Below are 22196 nucleotides of genomic sequence, written 5' to 3'. Positions count from 1 at the left end.
CTCTTCGAAAGGCGTTTTTGTTATTCCCGAATGCTCATGGTCTCCCACTTACGGCCGCGGAACCGGGGGAGGAAAAAGGCGACCCGCAGCAGCCAGTCGGCAAACATGGCCATCCAGATGCCCAGCACGCCGAAGCCCCAGAACCGGCCCAGCAAAACGCCCAGGCCGACCCGCAGCGTCCACATGGAGACCGTGGAGACCACCATGGTGAACCGGGTGTCCCCCGCCGCCCGGAGGGCCTGGGGCAGGGTGAAGGACAGGGGCCACAGGAGCATGGCGGCCCCGCCGTGCATCAGAATGATGATGCGGGCGTATTCCGCCGCCTGATCGGACACGTTGTACAGCTTCAGGATGAGGGGAAGCGCCGCGCAGATGGCGATGATGCAGATATCCATATAGAGGTATGTGGCCTTCAGCAGCTTCCAGGCGTAATACCGGGCCTTTTCATAGCTTCCGGCGCCCACGCAGCGGGAGACCACCGTCACCATGGCAAGGCCCAGGGCGTTGCCCGCCACGCACTGGAAGGAGGTCACCGTATTGCCGATGGCATTGGCCGCCACCGACGCGGTGCCCAGCACGGCAACGGTGGAGAGCAGCAGGATCTTCCCCAGCTGGAACATGCTGCTCTCCAGGCCGTTGGGCACGCCGAAGCGCAGAATGTTCCGCACCACATAGCGGTCATGGTGCAGGGTGAACCGCTCGATCCGCAAAGGAAGTCCGGGCATCCGCCGCAGCAGCGCCACCATGGCGGCGGCCGCCGCCGCCCGGGACACCAGCGTGGGAATGGCCACGCCCTCCACGCCCATGCGGACGATGAAGATCAAAATAGCGTTGCCCACCACATTGATGATGTTCATGCCCAGGGACACCCACATGGAGATCTTGGAGTTGCCCATGACCCGGAACAGGGCTGCTCCGGCGCTGTAAATGGCCAGGAAGGGCGTGGACGCCTCTACGATCATGTAATAGGTGTCCGCGTAAGCCGCCACATCCGCCTCTACCTGTCCGAACACCACATGCAGCACAAAACCCTTGCCCAGATAGAACAGGAGCATGACCAGCAGCGAGACCTCCACCATAAACAGCAGGAGCTGGGCGCCGGAATGGCCCGCCTTGTCCATCTCCCGCCGGCCCAGGTACTGGCCCGCGATGACGGCGCCGCCGGTGGCCAACGCTGAAAAGGCGTTGACCATCAGCACATTGACGGTATCCACCAGCGACACGGCGGAGATAGCCGCCTCCCCCACCTGGGACACCATCACGGAGTCAAACAGGCCCACCGTGATGGCCAGCAGCTGCTCAATGACCAGCGGCACGATCAGCCGCCGCAGGTCCTGTTTTGTAAATTCCACGTTGATCTGCTTGGTTTCCATGTTGTTTCTGCTTCCTTTTTCCGCGCGTTGGTCTACTTATACAAATCCCTGGTAAAACGATCAAATCGTTTTATCAGGAAATCGTATTACCGAAATTCACGGGGACTGATGTGAAAGGTATTCTGAAAAGCCCGGAGAAAGGTGGAGTACTCCCGAAAGCCCGCCTGCTCGGCGGCCTTCATCACCGGCACGCCGGAGCGGATGAGCTCTCCCGCCCATACCAGGCGCTTCTGACTGATATACTGGTGGACCGTGTAGCCGGTGACGGCCTTGAACCGGTGCATCAGATAGTACCGGCTCAGGTAAAACCGCTTCGCCAGCGCGTCCACCGACAGCTCTCCATCCAGATTCTGGGTGATGTATTGCAGGATCTCCTCCATCTTCGGGTCCATCCGGTAGCTATCCTGCGCCTCCGCGGCGGTGCGGGAGCGCAGCAGGTCCCGGTTGACGGCGATCAAAAGCTGCTGGCACAGGGTATCCGCCATGCGGCCCGCCCCGAACTCCGTGGAGCGCAGCGCGTCCTCCAGCCGCTGGATGACCTGCATATATTGGAGCCGCCGTTCTCCGTCCGTCCGCAGCAGGTGGAAGCCCCGCTGGCGCGCGGTGTCAAAGCAGGTGTCCAGCGCCGCGCCCGGGTCGCTCCGCTGCTCCAGCCAATCCCGGCCCAGCCAGATCACGACCCGCTCATACGGCTCCGACGGGTCGATGATGGGCCGGTGGATCATGTTGTGCTGTACCAGCAGCACGTCCCAGGGCTGGAGAAAATAGGTGACGCCCTCCACCACATAGGTGACCTTGCCGTTCAGCAGCAGGATCAGCTTATCGAACTCGTGGTAGTGGTAATCCAGCTTCTGCGCGCGGCTGTCCTTCAGGTGGAACAGGCGGAAATCCTCATTCAGATAGCCCCGCTTGCCCACCTCGCTGCGATCCAGCATATCAGGTCCCCCTCTCTGTCGTCGGTCTCTTGCCGGCTCTGTAAGTCGTAATTTGGCGCCGCCGTCCGGAGCCGCTTTTTCAATACGCCCATCTTACCGCACATTTTACAGATGCACAATCAGAAATTCCTCCAAAACCATGCAAATTTTTTTTAATAGTTTGGGTAAAAGTCCGTAAGATTCCCTCTACCAAACTGCCGCCGGATTTGGTATACTACCTTCAGTAAAGGCAAAATATGATATCAAGGGAGGAATCCGCATGAGCCGCGCCGATGACATCTTCATCCAGACCTGCCGGGATATTCTGGAAAACGGCGTCTGGGACACCGACCGGGAGGTCCGCCCCCGCTGGGAGGACGGAAGCCCCGCCCACACCATCAAAAAATTCGGTGTGATCAACCGCTATGACCTGCGGGAGGAATTCCCCATCCTCACCATCCGCCGCACCTATTGGAAGTCTGCCCTGGATGAGCTGCTGTGGATCTGGCAGAAGAAGTCCAATAACATCCATGATCTCAGCTCCCACGTTTGGGACCAGTGGGCCGACGAGACCGGCTCCATCGGCAAGGCCTACGGATATCAGATGGGCGTGAAGCACCACTACGCCGACGGCGATATGGACCAGGTGGACCGGGTCTTGAAGGACCTGCGGGAGAATCCCGCCAGCCGCCGCATCCTGACCAACCTCTTCAACCACCACGACCTCAGCGAGATGCACCTGGCCCCCTGCGCCTACTCTATGACCTTCAACGTCTCCGGCAATGTGCTGAACGCCATTTTGAACCAGCGCAGCCAGGACATGCTGGCCGCGGGCAACTGGAACGTGGTGCAGTACGCCCTGCTGGTGCATATGTTCGCCCAGGTCAGCGGCCTGGTTCCCGGAGAGCTGGTCCACGTCATTGCCGACTGCCACATCTATGACCGCCATGTCCCCATGGTGGAAGAGCTGATCTGCCAGCAGCCCAAGGCGGCCCCCCAGCTGTGGATGGACCCCTCCGTGACAGATTTCTACCAGTTTACCAAGGACCACTTCCGGTTGGAGGGCTATGATCCCGCCCCCTTCGCCCACAAGATCCCCGTGGCGGTCTGACGCCTGTGATTTGCTTTGGAAGGAGAGACAGAAACATGAATGCCATCGTCGTCGTCGATCAGAATTGGGCCATCGGCCTGGAGGGGGGGCTGCTGTTCTCCCTGCCCACGGACATGAAGCGCTTCCGTACCATGACCACAGGCGGCACCGTTGTCATGGGCCGCAAGACCTTTGAGTCCTTTCCCGGCGGAAGGCCCCTGCCCAACCGGCGGAATATCGTGATAACCCACAACACGGACTTCTCCCGGGAGGGCGCCGAGGTTGCGTTCAGCACTGAGGAAGCCCTGAAGATGACGGAGAGCGAGGATCCCAACAAGCTGTGGATCATTGGCGGCGGCAGCGTATACGCCACACTTCTGAGCCGGTGCGAACGGGTCTACCTCACCCGGGTCGAGACCCAGGTGGAGGAATCCGACACCTACTTCCCCAACCTGGATAAGCTGCCGGGCTGGGAGGTGGAGCAGACCGGTGAGCCGATCACAGAAAATGGATTTACCTATCGTTTTGTGGATTATATCAATACAAAGATTTAATATAGTATGCAAAAGTGCCCGCCGGAAATTTTCCCGGCGGGCACTTTTTATATGTTCCAAGCCTTACAGCGTTCACACCACAGCGCGAAAAATAGAGATCCATGTTCCCTGGCTGCTGTGCGCTGGGAAACATCCCGTAAGACCTGCGAGGCCGCAGACTCGCCCAGCGCCTCTCCGCCCCCTCCAGGGAAGCAGATCCCCCAGGCCGCCGAAGTTTCCTTGTTTTTTTCCGCCAGTCATGGTATCATGCGTATGTTGGAGATGCAAGAAAGGGGGAGCTCTCATGGCGGACCTGTCCACAGACGTGCGATATATCAAAGGTATCGGCGAGCAGCGGGCCAAAGCCCTGGGCAAACTGGGCATCGCCACGCTGCGGGACCTGATCTCCTGGTTTCCCCGAAAATATGACGACCGCACCCAGGTCCGGCGCATCGCGGACCTGGTCCCCGGCGAGTATGCCTGCGTGGCAGCTATGATCGCATCCCCGCCCACGGTGTCCCATATCCGAAAGGGCATGGACCTGGTAAAGGTCCGGGCCGTGGATGAGAGCGGCGTGCTGGACGTGACCTTTTTCAACCAGACTTGGCTGAAAAACCAGCTGGCCCAGGGGGAGACCTATGTGTTCTATGGCCGGGCGGAGGGGAACCTTCTCCGCAAGACCATGGCCAGCCCCATCGTGGAGCGGGAGGGCCGGGGGGAGTTCACCGGGCGCATCGTGCCCATCTACCCCCTCACCGCCGGCGTCAGCCAGCTGGTCCTGTCCCGGTCCATCCGCCAGGGTCTGGACGCCTGCGCCGATATCCTGCCGGACGTGCTGCCGGACGATGTGCGGCAGGAACGCCACCTGTGCCGGATCAATTACGCTTACGAGAACATCCATTTTCCCGAGTCCGCCGAGGCCCTGGACATCGCCCGGCGGCGGCTGGCCTTTGAGGAGCTGTTTTTGTTCACCATCGGCCTGAAGCGGCTGCGGCAGCGGCGGGAGGTTGTCCATGTCCCCCCCTGCAAGGCAGTGGATATGGATGCGTTTTACAGCATCCTGCCTTTTACCCTGACAAGCGCCCAGCAGCGGTGTGTGGACGAGGCCCTGGCGGACATGCGGTCCGGGACCCCCATGAACCGGCTGTGTCAGGGCGATGTGGGCTCCGGCAAGACCATGGTGGCAGCCGCCTGCATCTATTTCGCGGTAAAAAACGGCCGTCAGGCAGCCCTGATGGCCCCTACGGAGATCCTGGCCCAGCAGCATTATGCGGGACTGGCCCCGCTGATGGAAAATCTCGGTATACGCTGCGCCCTGCTGACCGGCTCGACCCCGATGAAAACGAAACGGTCCATCGCCGCCCAGCTGGCGGCGGGGGAGATCGACTTCGCCATCGGGACCCACGCCCTCATCACCGGCGGCATGGAATACGCCGATCTCGGTCTGGTGGTGACGGATGAACAGCACCGTTTCGGCGTGGCCCAGCGGGCAGCCCTGGCGGGCAAAGGGGAGCATCCCCACACCCTGGTCATGTCCGCGACCCCCATTCCCCGGACCCTGGCGCTGATCCTGTACGGCGACCTGGAGGTCTCCATCATTGACCAGCTCCCTCCGGGACGGCGGCCCATCGAGACTTACGCCGTTCCCGGCAGCTACCACCCCCGGATCTACAATTTTATCCGCAAGCTGGCGGCGGAGGGCCGGCAGGCCTATATCGTCTGCCCCATGGTGGAGGGAAACGACGAGCTGCCCGACGAGCGGAAGGCCGTGACGGAATACGCCAGCATGCTGCAAACTCAAGTGTTTCCCGATTTGAAGGTAGCCTTCGTCCACGGCAGGATGAAGCCAAAGGAGAAGGACGCGGTGATGACAGCCTTTGCCGCCCATGAGACAGACATTCTGGTATCCACCACCGTCATCGAGGTGGGGGTCGACGTGCCCAACGCGGCGGTGATGGTGATCGAGAACGCGGAGCGCTTCGGCCTGAGCCAGCTCCACCAGCTCCGGGGCCGGGTGGGCCGGGGCAAGCACCAGTCCTACTGCATCCTCATCTCCGACAACCGCAGCGAGGAGACCCGGCAGCGGCTGAAGGTCATGACCAGGACCACCGACGGCTTTAAGATTGCAGAGGAGGATCTGCGTCTGCGGGGTCCCGGCGACTTTTTCGGCCAGCGGCAGCACGGATTGCCGGGGCTGCGGATCGCCGATATCGGCTGTGATACCCAGCTTTTGAAGGAGGCCCAGGCGGCGGCAGAGACCCTGCTGGCGGCAGACCCGGAACTGAAGCGCTGCCCCGCCACCGCGGAGCGGATTGCAGAGCTGTTTACCCAAAATGAAGACACGCTGAATTGAGCGAAACAAAGGAGCACACACCATGGACCACAAACTGACGGCCAAAGAATATGTTTTTCTCTCCTCCATGCTGTTTGGCATGTTTTTCGGTGCGGGCAATCTGATCTTCCCAGCCCTGATGGGCCAACAGGCAGGCGCGGCCCTGTGGCCCGCCGTCATCGGCTTCTGCCTCACCGGCGTGGGCCTGCCCCTGCTGGGCGTGGCCGCCATAGGCATCTCCCGCAGCGAGGGCCTCTTTGAGATGGGCTGCAGGGTAGGACGGCCATACAGCTATTTTTTCACCTGCCTGCTGTATCTCTCCATCGGGCCCCTGTTCGCCATTCCCCGTACCGCCACGGTGTCCTTCTCCGTGGGCATCCTGCCCCTGATCCCGGCGGAGCGCTCCAAGCTGGTGCTGTGCCTGTTCTCGGCGCTGTTCTTTGCGGCGGTGCTGTTCTTCTCCCTGCGGCCCTCCGGCATCATGACCTGGGTGGGCAAGATCCTGAATCCCCTGTTCCTGCTGTTTCTGGGCATCCTGACCATCACGGCCCTGCTGCGTCCCATGGGGGCCGTCTCCGCTTCGGAGCCGGTGGGTCCCTATGCCTCCATGAGCTTCTTCCAAGGCTTTCTGGAGGGCTACAACACCCTGGACGCCCTGGCGGCCCTGGCCTTCGGCATCGTGCTCATCAACGCCATCCGGGACCTTGGGGTCCGCTCCCCCGGAGCCATCGCCGCCGGCACGGTGAAAGCCGGCTTCTTCAGCACACTGCTGATGGCCGCCATCTACTGCCTGCTGACGGTGGTGGGCGCTCAGTCCCGGGCGGTGTACGGCCTGTGCGCCGACGGCGGCGAGGTGCTCTACCGGGTGGGTACCCATTACTTTGGCGCCTTCGGCGGCGTGCTGCTGGGGATCACCGTCACCTTCGCCTGCATGAAGACTGCCATCGGCCTCATCACCTCCTGCGCGTCCACCTTTGTGGAGCTGTTCCCCAGGTCCATGGGTTATCGGGCCTGGGCCATCCTGTTCTGCCTGTTCTCCTTCGGCATCGCCAACTTCGGCCTCAGCCGGATCATCGAGCTGTCCCTGCCGGTGCTGATGTTCCTGTATCCCCTGACCATCACGCTGATCCTGCTGTGCCTGTGCGGCCACTGGTTCGGCTATGACCGCCGGGTCTTTATCGCGGTCATCGTCCCCACCGCCCTGGCCGCCATTCTGGACTTTGTGAAAGCCCTGCCCACGGGTGCCAGGGACGTGCTGCACGCGGAGCTTCTGCTGGCTCCCGCCGAGAAGTTCCTGCCCTTCTTCCCCATCGGCATGGGCTGGGTCCTCCCCGCCTGTGCCGGTCTGGCCGTGGGCCTGCTTCTGCACACCTTTGGGAAAAAGGCCGCATAATCAGTCAAAACCTCCGGCTGAGCCGGAGGTTTTGACTTGCGTCCCGTTTTCTCCTCAGCGCTCCCGCCGGGACAGGTCAGCCCCCAGCAGCAGCTTCGTGATCCACAGGAAGAACAGCAGCACCAGGATGGGGATGACGCAGGAGGTCACCAGCATCACCGCCAGGGCCTCGATGAAGTTGTTCAGGACCTGCTCCACCTTCTCCCCCACGCCGGTAATGGCGTCCTTGGCCTTGCCGGCCTGGGAGAGCAGGCCGGACAGCAGGCCGGAATCCTCCGGCTCCTGAGCGGCGCTGTCCTCTTCGATCAGGTCCGTGGACTTCTTCGCCGAGTCGATGGTGCTCTGGATGGAGGCGGCATAGGTGTTTTCAATGAGATTGGACACCCCCACACTGGCTGGGATCACCAGGAAAATGGCCAGGCCGAAGGCCAGCAGCTTCACCGCCGCGCGCCTGCAGGCATCCCGCCGGAAAACGGCATAGACGATCCACAGCATGCAGGCCAGCGGGATCAGGATCTGGAACGCCGCACAGCCGGTGATGGTCACCAGATATTTTTCCAGATAGATGGCGCAGAGGACCAGCAGAAAATAGCCGCTGAGGTCCGCCAGCTTGTCGGCAATAGGGGTCGCCGTGTCCCCCGGTAGAAGCGTGATGGCGGCAGAGGCGGCAGTAGAGGCGGCGGTCAGCTCCATGACCGTGGCCCGCTTCTCGTCCAGCGCCGCCAGGGTCCCCTGATGGAATTCCGGCGACGCGGCCTTCGATGCCGCCAGCAGGGACAGCAGAAGCACCAGCACCGCCGCGGTCACCTGCACGATCATTTTTTTATGGGCCTGTTCCATTTCACGCACCTCTTTCTCCCCCGTCAGGCGGGGTCATTTCAATTCGTCCAGGGTCAGAGAGAAGCTGTCCATGAAGGTCTCCAGAAAATACGACACCTCCGGCAGGCCATAGCCCTCCAGCGCCCTGCGGGTCTGGGCGGCGGCCTCCCGGAACTCCGTATTCCCGGCTTTCAGCTCCTCCACGCACTTGATATAGGCGGAGAGCTTATCCGCCGCCTTCACCAGCCGCTCTGTCTCCGGGTCCACGTCGGTCAAAACCGGGGCGTAGGCCCGCTGCAGCTCCTCCGGCAGCATGTGCAGCAGCTTCCGCTCCGCCACGGCCTCTACCTGCTTATAGGCAGTCTGGATGGCAGGGTTGTCATATTTGATAGGGGTCGGCATGTCACCGGTCAGGATCTCACTGGCATCGTGGTACAGCGCCGCCGCCGCCACGGTTCCGGGGTCCGCACCGCCGCCGAATTTTTCATTGCGGATCACCGCCAGAGCGTGGGCCAGGACGGCCACCTGATGGCTGTGCTCCTGGACGTTCTCCTGGGCGGTGTTCCGCATCAGCGCCCAGCGCTGGATGAACCGCATCCGGGAAATGTAGGCAAAAAAGTGGCTCTTCATCAGCTTACTCCTCGATCTCTCCATACAGAACTTCCCCGTCGGTCTCCGTGATCCGGACGGGCTTCACGGTGTTGTGCAGGTCCTCTCCCGCCGCCAGCACCTCCATATAATTGGGGGCGTGGCCGGAGAATCTGCCGTTCTTTGGCTGCTCGAACAAAACGGGATAGGTCCTGCCCACACAGGCGGACAGATACTCCCGATGCATCTCCGCCGCCGCCGCCGCGGCCCGCTTCGCCCGCTCCTCCTTGATGGCTTTGGGAATCTGGGCCATCTTTGCCGCCGGCGTGCCGGGGCGGATGGAGTAGGGAAAGATGTGCATCTGGGCAAACCGGCAGTCCCGAATGAACGCCAGAGTTTGGCTGAACTCCTCCTCCGTCTCCTCCGGAAAGCCGGTAATGAGGTCGGTAGTAACGGCAGGATGTTCAAAATATTGATTTAAAAGTGCAACAGACTGTGCAAATCTGGCGGTATCGTACTTGCGGTTCATCCGTTTCAGGGTCTCGTCGCAGCCGCTCTGCATAGACAGGTGGAACTGGGGGCACAGGTCCGGCAGGGCTGCGGCGCGGCGGCAGAAGTCCTCGGTGACGGTCCGGGGCTCCAAACTGCCCAGCCGGATCCGAACGCCGGGAGCGGCGGCGCAGACAGCCTCCATCAGGTCGATGAGGGTCTGGCCGGTTTTCAGGTCCCGGCCCCAGGAGGAGATCTCGATGCCCGTCAGCACGATCTCCCGGTAGCCGTCCCTCTTCAATCGTGCGGCCTGCTCCGCCGCCGTCTCCAGCGGCAGGGACCGCACCGGCCCCCGGGCGTATGGGATGATGCAGTAGGTACAGAAATTGACGCATCCGTCTTCCACCTTCAGCATGGCTCGGGTGCGGCGGTCCTGCCCACCGGCGGGCAGGACCTCAAAGGTCCGGCGGTCAAAGGACTGGTCGATGGCCTCGATGCGCCGCTTTTCCGCTGCGGCCTGTTCCAGCAGGTCCAGGAAGCCGGCCCGGTCGCCGGTGCCGGCGATCAGGTCCACGTCCAGCCCCCGCACATCATCAGCGTGGGTCTGGGGATAACAGCCGCACAGGGCCACCACCGCCACCGGGTGCTCCCGGCGGACCCGGTGGATGGCCTGCCGGGACTTCTGGTCGCTGACTGCCGTGACGGAGCAGGAATTCACCACATAAACGTCCGCCTCGCCGCCAAAGTCCACGATCTGATGGCCCCTGGCCCGAAGGAGCTGCTCCATGGCCTGGGTCTCATATTGGTTCACCTTGCAGCCCAAGGTGTAGATGGCTACTCTCATAACAGTTGGTCCTTCACGATATCGCTCGTGGTCCCGCCCCGCCGGGCCCACCGTTTCCGAACCCAGTACAGGGAGATCCCCAGAGCGAGGAAGCCGTTCAGCAGATAGAAGATCCAGTTCTCCGTGAACAGCCCCGCAGCCAGCAGGATCACGGCAGCCAGCAGCGCCAGCAGCGTTTTTCGTTTCATATCGTTCCTCCATTGAGATCTTGGATGCGCCCCCGCCATCCCCGCAGGGCCGTGTTCCAACCGCCGGAGCAGCTGGAAAAACTGTGTTGCCCTTTGTTCAAGAATGGTATATAATGATTGAACGCGTTTTTATTATAGCGATTTTTTCTCCATTGGGCAAGCCCATGAAAGGAGTTTTCTATGATCTACTTAGACCACGCCGCCACCACGCCGGTTCCAAAGGAGGTGGCCGACGCCATGTATGCCGTACTGACGGAGCAGTTCGGCAATCCCAGCTCCCAGTATCAGTTGGGCCTGGACATGAAAAAAAAGGTCGAGGACTGGCGGAAAACCGTGGCGGGCTCCCTGGGCTGCGAGGCGAAGCAGCTGTTTTTCACCTCCTGCGGCACCGAGGGCGACAACTGGGCCATCCAGGCGGCCTGCTGGCAGAACCGCCATCTGGGCAAGCACATCGTCACCACGGCGGTGGAGCACAACGCCGTGCTGGAGGCCTGCAAGTGGATGGAAAAGCAGGGCTATGAAGTGACCTATATCGCCCCTGACGGGAATGGCGGCATCACGGCGGAGCAGGTGCTCTCCGCCGTGCGGCCCGACACAGCGCTGGTTTCCGTGATGATGGTGAACAACGAGCTGGGGAACGTCTACCCCATCGCGGACATCGCCCGGGGCCTGACGGTGAAAAATCCCAAGACCCTGCTCCACACTGACGCGGTGCAGGGCTTTTTGAAAGTCCCCTTCGCCGCCAAGAGCCTGGGGGCGGACTTCATCACCCTCTCCGCTCACAAGATCGGCGGTCCCAAGGGCATCGGCGCGCTGTATATCGGCCCTCGGGTCCGCAATCCCCGGCCTCTGCTGGCGGGAGGCGGACAGGAGGGCGGCCTCCGCTCCGGCACCGAGGCCACGGCCCAGATCGCGGGCTTTGCCAAGGCCGTGGAGCTGCGGACCGACCATCTGGCGGACAAGCTGGCCCGCATGGCGGACATCAAGGCCTATGCGGTGGAAACGCTCTCCGCCATCCCGGATCTCACGGTCATCGGCAGCGGCGCCGCGCCCCACATTTTGTCCGTGGCTCTGACGGGCTGGCCCAGTCAAAACATCGTCAACGACCTGAGCGGCCAGGGCATCTGCGTCTCCGCCGGTTCCGCCTGCCATCAGGGCAGGCCCAGCCATGTGGTGGCGGCGCTGGATCTGCCCAAGCGGACGGCTGGCAGCGTCATCCGCCTGAGCTTCGGCCCGGAGACCGGCAAGGCGGACATCGACGCCTGCGCCGCCGCCTTACGGCATCATCACGACACCCGGATGCCCATGCTGTGAAAAAGTGAAGAGATAAGAGTGAAGAGGCAGAAGATAAAAATATCTCCTATCTTTTATCTCAATTCCTACTTTCTAATTAAGAGAAATGGTATTATGAAAAACAACTTTTTCTGCCGGGAACCCGGCTTTTACCGTCGGCTGTGGAAGCTGTCTCTGCCGATGATCCTGCAAAATCTCATCACCTTCTCCCTGGGACTGATCGACACTTTCATGGTGAGCCAGCTGGGCAATGAGGAAATGGCCGCCGTTACCACCGCCAATGTGCCGGTATTTCTGCTGCTCAGCATCGTGTTCGGCGTGCAGAGCGGCCTGGGCATCCTGGTGAGCCAATACTGGGGCAAGGGGGACACGGACAACATCAACCGGGCCATCGGCGTGGCCGCCTTGATCGGCTCCGGCATCACGCTGGCGCTGGCCGTTGTCTTTGCCCTGTTCCCGGTGCAGGTGATGGACCTGCTGAGCAACCGCCACGACCTGAGCCTGCTGGGCGCGCCCTATCTGCGGGTTATCGGCTTTTCTTACGTGTTCAACATGCTCTCCTCCATCTACGCCAGCGCCCAGCGCAGTGTGGAAAATCCCACCTTCGGCATGAAGCTCTTCGGCTTTTCCACACTGGTGAACACGGGGCTGAACTATCTGCTGATCTTCGGCCACGGCGGCTTCCCCGCTCTGGGAGTAGCCGGTGCGGCCATCGCCACGCTGCTGGCCCGGATCTCTGAGTTCGTCATCTGCGCCGTCTATGCCGTCCACAGCAAAACCGTCCCCTTCAAGCTGAGCTGCCTGCTGCGGCCGGGACTGGCCATGGCCCGCCGCTTTGTGAAATACGCCTCCCCCGTGGTCCTCAACGAGGCCGCCTGGGGCCTGGGCAATTCCCTGCTGACGGTCATTTTGGGCTACACGGACAATTCTGTGGAGATGCTGGCGGCCAACGCCGTCATGGGCAATCTGAACCGCCTGTTCCTGGTGGTGTGCTTCGGCCTGGGCGCCGCCACGGCGGTGATCGTGGGCAAGGCCATCGGCGAGGGACAGGCTCGCGCCCAGGTGCAGGCCTTGAGCCAAGCCCTGCTCCGCTTTACCATCCTGGTGGGCGCGGGGCTGGCCGTCGTCTCCCTGCTGCTGGTGCCGCTGCTGTTTGTGCCGGTGGTGTTCCCGCTCTTCAAGCTGTTCGGCCAGTCCGCCGCCATCGCCACGGCCCTGGCGGTGACGGGCTTCGCCTCCATCCCCCTCCACGCCTGCGGCATTTCCGCCATCACCGGCGTGCTGCGGGCCGGCGGCGACGTGACCTGGAGCACCGTTTTGGATCTGGCTCCCCAGTGGCTGGCCGGTCTGCCGCTGACGGCTCTGGCGGCTTTGGTGCTGAAGACGGGCTGCTGGCCCATCGCCATCGCTATGCAAGTGGAGAGCATTTTAAAAGTGCCCATCTGCATCTGGCGCATCAACAGCGGCAGATGGATCAACGACGTCACCAAAGGAAGTGCCTTATGAGCCTGTTTCGATGTCCTGTCTGCGGCGGACCGCTGGACCGGGGGGAACATGCCTGCCGCTGTCCGGCAGGTCACAGCTATGACATCGCCAAAGAAGGCTACATCTATCTCCTGCCCCCCAATCAAAAACACTCCGCCGCCCCCGGCGACGACAAGGGCATGGCCCAGGCCCGGCGGGCGTTCCTGTCCAAGGGCTATTACGCGCCGCTGCTGGAAGCTCTTTGCCGTGAGGTCCTGGCCCGTTCCGGCAATGGCCCCGCGATCCTGGACACCGGCTGCGGCGAGGGCTACTACACTGCCGGCATCTATCAGGCATTGCAGAGCGCCGGAAAAGCGCCCCGGATGGTGGGGACCGATATCTCCAAGGCCATCCTGCGGCTGGCCGCCAAACGGGAGCGGGGCGTGGAGTTCGCCGTGGCATCCTCCTACCACCTGCCCCTGGCAGACGGGAGCGTGGACACCCTGCTGAACTGCTTCTCGCCCCTGGCCCTGGAGGAGTTCCGGCGGGTTTTGAAGCCCGCCGGGACCTTCCTCTACGTGGTCCCGGCGGCGGACCACCTGTGGGAGCTGAAGCAGGTGCTGTACGACCGGCCCTATCCCAACGAGGAAAAGGAGACGCCCTATGAGGGCTTCGCCTATGAGGCCATCGTCCCGGTGGAGGACACCATCACGCTGGAAAGCCAGGCGGACATCCACGCCCTGTTCCAGATGACGCCTTACTACTGGAAAACGCCCAGGGCCGGAGCGGAAAGGCTGGCATCGCTGGAGACCCTGACGGCCCGCATCGCCTTCCGCATCCACATCTTTCGCAAACTGTGACTGGAGGAATCGCCATGAGACCCAATCCAACCCGCTCCGCCCTCATCGTCATCGACATGGAAAACGGCTTTGTGGACCCCAAAGGCGGCCACTGCATCCGCTTTGCCCAGTCCACCGTCCCCGCCTGCGTCCAGGCAGTGGAGACAGCCCGGAGCAAGGGCATCCCGGTGTTTTTCGTCAAGCGTATCTACCGCTCCGACGGCAGCGACGTGGAGCTGACCCGCCACGCCGGGTGGCTGGCCGGAGGCCGGGCCTGCATGCCTGCTTCCGCCGGTTTCAACAGCGCCCAGGCGCCGGAGGGCCTGCGGCCCCAGCCGGGGGACTACACCATCATCAAGCCCCGGTGGAGCGCCTTTTTCCAGACGGAGCTGGACCTGATTCTGCGGCGGCTGGACGTCCGCACCGTCATCCTGGCGGGAACCACGACCCCCAACTGCGTCCGCACCACCTGCTATGACGCCATCGCTCTGGAGTACAACACGGTGGTTCTGACGGACTGCTGCTCCTCTCAGACGGAGGAGATCCAGCGGGTCAATCTGGAGGACATGGAGCGGGCAGGCGCCATCCTGATGGACAGCGCCGCCTTCCTGGACTATGGCCCGGACACCGTGCCGGATGTCTCCGCCGCCATCCGGGCGGGGATGCTGGAGAGCGATGATGTTCCGGAGCCGTTCCAGACTTTTGGAGAGGGCACCGGCTGGACGGATCTGTGGTAACGTTGACAACGAGGGATTTCCGCAAGTTTCAAAAGCATTGAAAGGAACTGGCCGGCTTCCGGCCAGTTCCTTTCAATGCTGCCCCAGCGGCGGCTGATATAGAACCTGTACCAATAGGGGAGAAACGCCGGATGGGAGAGGAATTTCTCTGCCGATCAAGGCGTTTTGACGCAGGAATACTTGAAGTATTCCAAGGAGAAACAACGCAGAGCGGCGGGAAAAGGACCGCTCAGACGGTGTGCTGCACCTATTGGTACAGGTTCTAAAATTCCCAGCTGCTCATTCCTCATTCAAAAAGCGCGGTACCAGCACGCCGCCGGTCTCCTTCGTCACATCGAAGGACGGCCCGTCCAGGCGTCGGACCTGCTCTGCGGGCCAAAGGGCCAGAAAGCCCTCCACTCCCGCCACATTGGGCAGTCCATAGGGGGCGTGGCGGTAATGCATGGGTATCACGCACCGTGCGCCCAGGGCGTCGCAGACCGCCTTGGCCCCCGCCGCATCCACGGTATAGACGCCGCCCACCGGCACCAGCACCGCGTCCACCGGACCAATGGCCGCCAGCTGGCCCGCCGTCAGCTGATGGCCCAGGTCCCCCAGATGGGCCACCGACACGCCGCCGGCGGTGAAAATCCGGACAATGTTAGGCCCCCGCAGCGCGCCGCCCTGTTCGTCGTGGCAGGTCTCCACCTCCCGGACGGCAAAGGGGCTTTTGGCCCGAGGCAGCGGTTTCACACAGTCCACTGCGTCATGGTCAAAGTGATGGTGGCTGCAAACCGCCTCGTGGGCGAAGACGTCCAGAGGCGGATAGCCCTCGACCCCCGTGTAGGGATCTGTCACGATCCGGTATCCGTCCTGTTCCAGCAGAAAACAGGCATGTCCCAGCCAGGTCAGCTTCATAGCGGGTCCCTCCTTATATAGTCATTGATACAAGATGAAAGAGACGGTCTCCCGTCTCTTTCATCTTACCAGCTTTCGCCTCTTTTGTCACGGCCTTTTTCGTGCGGCGCCGTCACTGCTTCTCCTGTTCGTCCCGTTTCTCTGCGGAGGGCTTGCCCGCCTTCTTCCGCCGCTTCCGCAGGATGCGGACCACGAGCACGACGGCCGCTGCCGCCAGGAGCACCCACATCCAGCCGTAGGCCAGGGCCACGGCCAGATTTTCCATTCCGTCGGCAAAGGCGCTGCAGCCGTTGCGGAAGGCCGCGCCGATCCGGCTGCCGAAGCTGTCCGGCACCTCCTCCACATTGGAGAGCTTATAGACCTCCTGGAGGGAGACGGTGATGGTGGCGTAGTCCACCAGGGAATCGTAGTGCCGCATGGTGCCGGAGAGGTCGTCGATCATCCATTCCGTTTCAGAAATGGCCGACTCGATGGTGATGATGTCCTCCATGGCCTCCGCCTTCCGCAGCAGCTCCTGAAGGCGCTCCAGCTTGATTTTCTGGGTCTCCAGGCGGCCCTGGGTATCATAGTAGGATTCAGTGATGTCCTGCTGCTCGGTGGAGCGCCAGGTCTCATGGCACAGCTCTCCGATCTGGTTCAGAAACGCCTGGTACCGGGCCACGGGGACCCGCACGGTGTAGTTGGCCCAGCAGTGCCCGCTGCCCCGTCCGCCGACGCTGCTGGACTCGAACCAGCCGCCGTACTCCTCCGTCAGCTCCGCCAGGCGGACGGACGCCTGGTCAAATTCCGTGGTCTCCAGCTCCAGCTGGGCGGTGCAGATCAGCTTCCGGCCCTGGAGCGCCTCCGCCTTGGACGCGCTCTCCTGGGGCTCCGCCGCAGGCGCCTCCACCATCTCTTCAGTGTCCGCCGGGTAGTAGCCGTAGTCCGCTTCTGCGGTCGTAGTATTCGATGGGACCGCCGCGTCCATAGCCGCGGAATTGGACTCCCCCTTGGCGCTGCCGCCGCAGGCGGTCAGAGTCAGCAGGAGCATCAGGGCCAGCAGGCCCGCAAGCGCTTTTCTCTTCATCGTATCGTCCTCCTCTTTTACAGCCCTTCTTCCACGGAGCCGTTTGCCTGTATAGACGGGAAAACCCGGAAAAAGTTCCCGTCCACGGCGCATTTCCGCAAAATTTTTCTCACGCCTTGCCTTTTTTCCCGTTGCGCGGTACAATGTTCCTGCTATTCCAGCTTTCCGCTAAGAGAATAAGAAAACTTTACATCGTTTCGGAGGGAATCAACATGACATATCAGGAAGTTTTGGCCAACGCCCGGACCTGCATGGGTCCCTACTGCAAGGGCTGCCCCACCTGCAACGGCCTGGCCTGCAAAAACACCGTCCCCGGCCCCGGCGCCAAGGGCATCGGCACCGGCTTCATCCGCAACTATCAGAAGTGGCAGGAGCTGTGCGTCAATATGGATACCATCTGTGAGAACAAGCCGGTGGACACCACCTTCGAGCTGTTCGGCCACAAGGTGGACCTGCCGGTCTTTGCCGCTCCCGTGGGGGCCATGACGCTGCACTACGGCGATAAATACGACGACCTGCAATACAACGATATCCTGGTGCCTGCCTGCGCGGCGGCGGGCATCGCCGCCTTCACCGGCGACGGCACCAATCCCGCCGTGATGAAAGCCGCCGCCGAGGCGCTGAAGAAAAACGGCGGCTGCGGCATCCCCACCGTCAAGCCCTGGAACATGGACACCATCCGGGAAAAAATGGACCTGGTGAAGGCTGCCGATCCCTTTGCCATCGCCATGGACATCGACGCCGCCGGTCTGCCCTTCCTGAAGAACCTGCAGCCCCCCGCCGGCAGCAAGACCGTGGAGGAGCTGAAGGAGATCGCCGCCATGGCGGGCAAGCCCTTCATCCTCAAGGGCATCATGACGGTGCGGGGCGCGCGGAAGGCCCTGGAGGCCGGGGCCAGCGGCATCGTGGTCAGCAACCACGGCGGCCGTGTGCTGGACCAGTGCCCCTCCACCGCCGAGGTGCTGCCCGCCATCGTTGACGCCGTGGGCGGCCAGATGACCATTCTGGTGGACGGCGGCATCCGCACCGGCATGGACGTGTTCAAGGCACTGGCCCTGGGCGCCGACGCGGTGCTGATCGGCCGCCCCTTCGTGAACATGGTCTATGGCGGTGGAGCCGAGGGCGTGCAGGTATATGTGGACAAGCTGAAGGCCGAGCTGGCCGACACCATGGCCATGTGCGGTGCCCACTGCCTGGCGGACATTGACCGCTCCATGCTCTACGGATATTAAGACGCTGAAAAAACCGCTCCCCATCGGGAGCGGTTTTTTTACTGCTTCACAGGCAGGGGCTTAGGCCTCTTCCCGCTTTTTGCGCAGGCTCACCATAGCCAGGCCCAACGCCGACAGGGCCGTAAGGGCCAGCCACGCCGCGGAGATGTCGCCAGTCTTGGGAATCTCGACCAGGGGGATCTCCTCCTCGGGAAGCTCCGCCACCGGCTCCTCCGGCGTCACGGGAGGCTCCTCGGGGCCGGGCGTCAGAGGCGTGGGTTCATCGGGGATATCCTCAGGGTCAGGATCATCGCGCGGGTCGTCATCAGGGTCCTCGTGGCTGCCGCCACCGCCGGAGTTGTAGGTATTTGTGATCGTAATGACCGGTGCGCCGCTATCCGCCGTATCAGGGGCATATGCGGCAGCATAACCCGTCACCGCCCGCTCTTTCACCGTGTAGTCAGCCGCGGGCAGATCCTTCAGCGTCACAGTCCAGTTGTTCTCCTCGCTCAGCGTCACCGTTTCCAGATAACGGCCGTCACGGTGTACATCCACCTGAACAGAGGTGGGGTGGCCAGTTTCGGGCTTGCCCTTCCACACTTTTTTCACCGTCAGGGTCATATCCCGATCTTCGCCCATGGTCAGTGTTCCGTTGCAGGCGATGCCGCCGCCCTCCATAGTCGCCTTATTGTTCACGACGAAAAAGTCATAGTAGCTGTCGCTCGCGCTTCCGGTGGTCTCGCTGCGCAGCGCGAGGCTTTGGCCCACAGGAGCACTCTCTTCTGCGTACCAGTCAGCCACATATTTGTCCAGGTCCGGGATCGGAGAGTCGCCGATGGTCTCGTCGGTCCACCCGGAAGCTCCGGGATCCTGATACCATTCCACAGGCGTTCCATCGTGGAGCCGGGAAGCCAGGTGGATATCTGCCTCAAAGCTCGCCTGTGCAACAAAGTCCTTTCCGGATTTTTTCGCAGTATTGTTTGTGATCAGGCCGCCGGAGGTCGCGTAAAAATGACCGCCCCCATAACTGCAATACCAGACGCCTCCGCCATATCCTCCATCAAAAAATGCTTCCATCCATGGAGGGAGACCTTCTGGCATTGCGTTTTTTGCCTCATTGTTCGTCACGGCAGTCCGTTCCAGCACCAGTGTGCTGAATCGTTCAACATAAATACCGCCGCCTGTCCTCGCGGAATTGTTCCGGATCGTACCGCCCCACAGTTGAACATCTCCCGCGGCAACACAGCCCGAAGTCGTAAGATTGCCAATGGAGAGGCCGCCGCCAAAAGCGCCATCTGCCTCATTGTTTTCAATCGAGCCGCCAACCATGATGAATCGTCCGCCGTTACCGACAGCCACACCGCCGCCGGAAACATAGGAAGCCGTTGAGCTTATACCAATCGTACACGTATTGCGGCTGATGAGGCCGCCCTCCAGGATGAAGGTGCCGCCGTCCTCGATGAAAACGCCGCCGCCATAGGTTCCCTCGTCTGTTTCAGTAACTCTGCTGGCCGTATTGCCTGTGATCCTGCCGCCTTCCATGATGACTCTGCCGCCATTTTCCACGGTCAAGCCGCCGCCCTGATAGGCATGGAAGCCGGAAATCACAGCGCCGTCTTTCAAGGTCATGTTGCCCGCACAGGCAATGGGAGAGACGCTATATTTTGATTCCTTACTGGAACCATTCAGATTGATCTTTTCCAGCGTCAGGCATCCGCCTTTCTCGATCTGGATCATCACAGCATTTTTTGTCCGGCAAAGCGGAGCACTGCTTTTTGAAGTAAATGTAATGTCAAATCCCTCTGGGATGACGACTGTCTCAGCTAAAGCGATATTGGCGGTTATATCAATCACAGTCGGCTGCTGCGTTTGCTGAGCGTTTCCAATAGCCGCATTCAGTGCTTCCTCAGTCTCTACCTTTACGATATTCCGCACAATGACGTTGATCGTGGGGAATTCCACTTCGGACGCGTTGTCATAAATGTCCTTCATCAGTTTGGGAATAAACGTATAAGTGCCTAACTGTTCAGGATCATATTCCGTCTGGCATTCCCAAGTGACGGGCACAGTCGTATCGGCAGGGACGGGTTCCGTACTCAGGATGGTGGGCACATCAGGAATGATCCCCTCGGGGAGTGTCGCATCAAGGCCGGGCACGTCGGGATCAGTCACGTCGGGATCGGGCACGTCAGGATCGGGCACATCGGGATCGGGCACGTCGGGATCAGTCACGTCGGAACCGGGCACGTCGGGATCGGGCACGTCAGGATCGGGCACGTCGGGATCGGGCACGTCGGGGGTTCTTACATCAGTGCCGTTGCTATTGTTGTTCTCAGGCAGAGGATCTTCATGGATCAGCTCCGCCGACATTTCACCGCTTTCATCGGAAGCCTCAGGATCTGCGCCAGAGCCTTCAGACTCAGTGGATTCATTGTTCTCAGGAGTCTCAGGATCAGTGGGGTCTACAGGATCGACAGGGTCCACAGGATCGGCGGGATCCACAGGATCGACAGGGTCCGTGGGATCGACAGGGTCCGTGGGATCGGCGGGATCCACAGGCGCGGCCGGGATCTCAGGAACCACTGAACTCATCGGTGCCACCGGCACGATCAGGATGGTCGCGTTCAGTTCCTCCGGGAGCTGTGCGATGACATCCTCAAGCGTCGTCCCCACAGGAACCTCCAGAGTCGTGCTCGTTCCCTCCGGAAGCTCTACGGAAAGCAGTGAAGCAGTACCTCCGGCGGCCGCTGCCGAGAGGTTCAGCAGGCTCATGGCCATACTGACCGTCAACAGTACGGCAAACAGTTTTTGCAGCTTCTTCTTTGCCATTTTTTCAACCTCCTTTTCTTTTTGATGGAAAGCCTGCTGGCCGAGCCGGTGTGACAGGATCTTTGGCGCTCTCCGTTTTAGCCCCCAGGCTTTGCGTCCCGCCCTTTCAGACGGTTTGCTCTTTGCAGCATTATCATCGGCGCGGCTCCCCGCGTTGGATATGCAATGCACATTCTGCTTTGTGAAGCAAAGCAGAACAGGGGATATCCCCTGTTGGGCGTCCAAATCTTTCTTCTCCGCTCCCCTTTGATATCATATTACCATACGCCGGTTACAAAACCGGTTACAAACCACACTTCTTTTTCCAAAAAACGCGCAAAAAAAACAGGTGTATTTTCCGCATGTTTTTTGTGCATTTTGCGGTCTATTTGCCCTCTTATTTTACATTTATGGATAATTTGGCACCAGAAGTTTACTTTTGTCACTCTTTCCTGGTGTTTGTTTTTTTGCATAAATTTCCGTGCTTTTTTAAAACACGCACAGACTGGAAAAACATGCGCCGTCCGAGCCAAACCCCTCCATGCGGAAGGTCTCTCCCTCCCGGACGCCCACCAGCCGCAGCTCCTCTCCCAGGGTCGCTTCCTTGCAGTAGTTGATATAAAATTCCTGAGGCGTCCGCTCCTGAAGGCCGGCGGGCAGGGCGTCCCAGATGATGTCGCCGTAGTTGCCGCTGAACAGGTGGCCGTTGCCGTCCAGGTCTGACCAGCGGACGATCCGGGTCCCCAGCTCCTCCAATCCCGTTTTGGGCAGGACCACCTTCCGGGGGGCGGGGCAGTCGATCTCCTTGGGACAGACCGTCAGGGCCTTGGCCGTGAAGGAGTTGGGACGCAGGATCTTCCGGGTCAAGGGGTCCACCAGGATCCAGTCGCTCTTGGCGCTGACGCACAGGCGGCCCGTCTGGTCCCGCATCTCGAACACTCGCTGCATGTGGGCGCCCCGGGCGCCGTTTTCCCAGGTGGTGATGTCCAGCACGTCCCCGGCCTGGGGACAGACATGGATGCGCAGCGCCGCCCGGGACAGCAGGAAGACCTCCCGCCGGTCATACAGGACCTGATGGGTCAGGCCCCGGGCATCGTAGTCGTAGCCGGCAAACACCGCCATCTTGCTCAAAAGCGCCGCGACCCGGGCCTTCTGGTCCCGGTCGCAGTCCCAAAACGTCAGCTCCTCCTGGCGGGAGTAGCTGTTTTCTGTCAAATTTTGCTTGAAGGATTCCACGCTGATCTGCTCCTTTTTTCGTTTATGTCCGGGACGGCGGCTCCACCGGAACATGTCCGTCCCAGGTCATGCATAAGATACC

The 22196-nt window shown here is 61.4% G+C and carries 19 protein-coding genes and 1 riboswitch; of the genes, 9 read left to right on the top strand and 10 right to left on the bottom strand.

Features of this window, described 5'->3' with window-relative positions:
* Window positions 1-20 precede the first annotated feature (20 nt).
* Together Q0Z69_RS07305 and Q0Z69_RS07300 are read right to left on the bottom strand one after the other, a co-directional pair.
* Window positions 21-1373 (bottom strand): MATE family efflux transporter, encoded by a 1353-nt coding sequence (locus Q0Z69_RS07305; RefSeq protein ID WP_298031482.1) that lies wholly within the window; start codon window positions 1371-1373, stop codon window positions 21-23.
* Between the two features lie 86 nt (window positions 1374-1459).
* Window positions 1460-2308, bottom strand: coding sequence for an AraC family transcriptional regulator (locus Q0Z69_RS07300; protein ID WP_298031479.1), 849 nt, complete (start codon window positions 2306-2308; stop codon window positions 1460-1462).
* A 259-nt stretch (window positions 2309-2567) separates the two neighbouring features.
* Here Q0Z69_RS07300 and thyA point away from each other — a divergent pair, with 259 nt between their 5' ends.
* The 4 genes from thyA (at window position 2568) to brnQ (ending at window position 7635) form a co-directional block, all read left to right on the top strand.
* On the top strand, window positions 2568-3398 hold the full coding sequence (gene thyA, locus Q0Z69_RS07295) for a thymidylate synthase (protein ID WP_298031476.1): 831 nt from the start codon (window positions 2568-2570) through the stop codon (window positions 3396-3398).
* Between the two features lie 35 nt (window positions 3399-3433).
* Window positions 3434-3931: a dihydrofolate reductase gene (locus Q0Z69_RS07290; protein ID WP_298031462.1), complete on the top strand. Its 498-nt coding sequence runs from the start codon at window positions 3434-3436 to the stop codon at window positions 3929-3931.
* Window positions 3932-4214: 283 nt separating this feature from the next.
* Entirely contained in the window at window positions 4215-6263 is a 2049-nt protein-coding gene (recG, locus tag Q0Z69_RS07285; RefSeq protein WP_298031460.1) for an ATP-dependent DNA helicase RecG, read from the top strand.
* Window positions 6264-6285: 22 nt separating this feature from the next.
* Window positions 6286-7635, top strand: coding sequence for a branched-chain amino acid transport system II carrier protein (gene brnQ, locus Q0Z69_RS07280; protein WP_298031458.1), 1350 nt, complete (start codon window positions 6286-6288; stop codon window positions 7633-7635).
* Window positions 7636-7689: 54 nt separating this feature from the next.
* On the opposite strand, the gene Q0Z69_RS07275 is transcribed toward brnQ, so the two are convergent.
* Genes Q0Z69_RS07275 through Q0Z69_RS07260 form a run of 4 tightly spaced genes read right to left on the bottom strand, consistent with a single transcriptional unit; the run spans window position 7690 to window position 10563 of the window.
* The gene (locus tag Q0Z69_RS07275) at window positions 7690-8475 is read right to left on the bottom strand and encodes a hypothetical protein (protein WP_298031457.1); all 786 of its coding nucleotides are present in this window, start codon (window positions 8473-8475) and stop codon (window positions 7690-7692) included.
* A 33-nt stretch (window positions 8476-8508) separates the two neighbouring features.
* A complete protein-coding gene (gene yfbR / locus Q0Z69_RS07270) occupies window positions 8509-9084 on the bottom strand; it encodes a 5'-deoxynucleotidase (RefSeq protein WP_298031454.1) in 576 nt (191 codons plus the stop codon).
* A 4-nt stretch (window positions 9085-9088) separates the two neighbouring features.
* Entirely contained in the window at window positions 9089-10375 is a 1287-nt protein-coding gene (gene mtaB / locus Q0Z69_RS07265; RefSeq protein ID WP_298031451.1) for a tRNA (N(6)-L-threonylcarbamoyladenosine(37)-C(2))-methylthiotransferase MtaB, read from the bottom strand.
* Window positions 10372-10563 carry a hypothetical protein gene (locus Q0Z69_RS07260; protein WP_298031447.1) on the bottom strand — a complete coding sequence of 64 codons (192 nt, stop codon included), beginning with the start codon at window positions 10561-10563 and terminating at the stop codon, window positions 10372-10374. The genes mtaB and Q0Z69_RS07260 overlap by 4 nt, the downstream gene beginning before the upstream one ends.
* A gap of 180 nt (window positions 10564-10743) precedes the next feature.
* Here Q0Z69_RS07260 and Q0Z69_RS07255 point away from each other — a divergent pair, with 180 nt between their 5' ends.
* The 4 genes from Q0Z69_RS07255 to Q0Z69_RS07240 all read left to right on the top strand — a co-directional run bounded on the left by Q0Z69_RS07255 (window position 10744) and on the right by Q0Z69_RS07240 (window position 14896).
* Entirely contained in the window at window positions 10744-11877 is a 1134-nt protein-coding gene (locus tag Q0Z69_RS07255) for a cysteine desulfurase family protein (RefSeq protein WP_298031443.1), read from the top strand.
* 93 nt (window positions 11878-11970) lie between these two features.
* The gene (locus tag Q0Z69_RS07250; protein WP_298031440.1) at window positions 11971-13362 is read left to right on the top strand and encodes an MATE family efflux transporter; all 1392 of its coding nucleotides are present in this window, start codon (window positions 11971-11973) and stop codon (window positions 13360-13362) included.
* Window positions 13359-14180, top strand: coding sequence for a putative RNA methyltransferase (locus tag Q0Z69_RS07245; RefSeq protein WP_298031437.1), 822 nt, complete (start codon window positions 13359-13361; stop codon window positions 14178-14180). Before Q0Z69_RS07250 ends, Q0Z69_RS07245 begins: the two co-directional genes overlap by 4 nt.
* A 14-nt stretch (window positions 14181-14194) precedes the next feature.
* Entirely contained in the window at window positions 14195-14896 is a 702-nt protein-coding gene (locus Q0Z69_RS07240; protein ID WP_298031434.1) for a cysteine hydrolase family protein, read from the top strand.
* 279 nt (window positions 14897-15175) lie between these two features.
* Here Q0Z69_RS07240 and Q0Z69_RS07235 read toward each other — a convergent pair whose 3' ends face one another.
* Window positions 15176-15793 (bottom strand): MBL fold metallo-hydrolase, encoded by a 618-nt coding sequence (locus Q0Z69_RS07235; protein WP_298031431.1) that lies wholly within the window; start codon window positions 15791-15793, stop codon window positions 15176-15178.
* A gap of 112 nt (window positions 15794-15905) precedes the next feature.
* Window positions 15906-16859 (bottom strand): DUF4349 domain-containing protein, encoded by a 954-nt coding sequence (locus Q0Z69_RS07230; protein WP_298031427.1) that lies wholly within the window; start codon window positions 16857-16859, stop codon window positions 15906-15908.
* A 212-nt stretch (window positions 16860-17071) separates the two neighbouring features.
* On the opposite strand from Q0Z69_RS07230, the gene Q0Z69_RS07225 reads away from it, so the two are divergent.
* Window positions 17072-18091, top strand: coding sequence for an alpha-hydroxy-acid oxidizing protein (locus Q0Z69_RS07225; protein ID WP_298031425.1), 1020 nt, complete (start codon window positions 17072-17074; stop codon window positions 18089-18091).
* A gap of 60 nt (window positions 18092-18151) precedes the next feature.
* On the opposite strand, the gene Q0Z69_RS07220 is transcribed toward Q0Z69_RS07225, so the two are convergent.
* Entirely contained in the window at window positions 18152-20899 is a 2748-nt protein-coding gene (locus Q0Z69_RS07220; protein WP_298031422.1) for a Cna B-type domain-containing protein, read from the bottom strand.
* 32 nt (window positions 20900-20931) lie between these two features.
* Window positions 20932-21029, bottom strand: a riboswitch (cyclic di-GMP riboswitch).
* 338 nt (window positions 21030-21367) lie between these two features.
* Window positions 21368-22114, bottom strand: a complete 747-nt coding sequence (locus Q0Z69_RS07215) for an acyl-[acyl-carrier-protein] thioesterase (protein WP_298031421.1) — start codon at window positions 22112-22114, stop codon at window positions 21368-21370.
* Window positions 22115-22196 lie beyond the last annotated feature (82 nt).

This window comes from uncultured Dysosmobacter sp. (assembly GCF_947631165.1).
In the GTDB taxonomy this organism is placed as follows: domain Bacteria; phylum Bacillota; class Clostridia; order Oscillospirales; family Oscillospiraceae; genus Oscillibacter.
The sequence above is the reverse complement of the archived record's forward strand: the minus strand, read 5'-3'. Positions and strand labels throughout refer to the sequence as shown.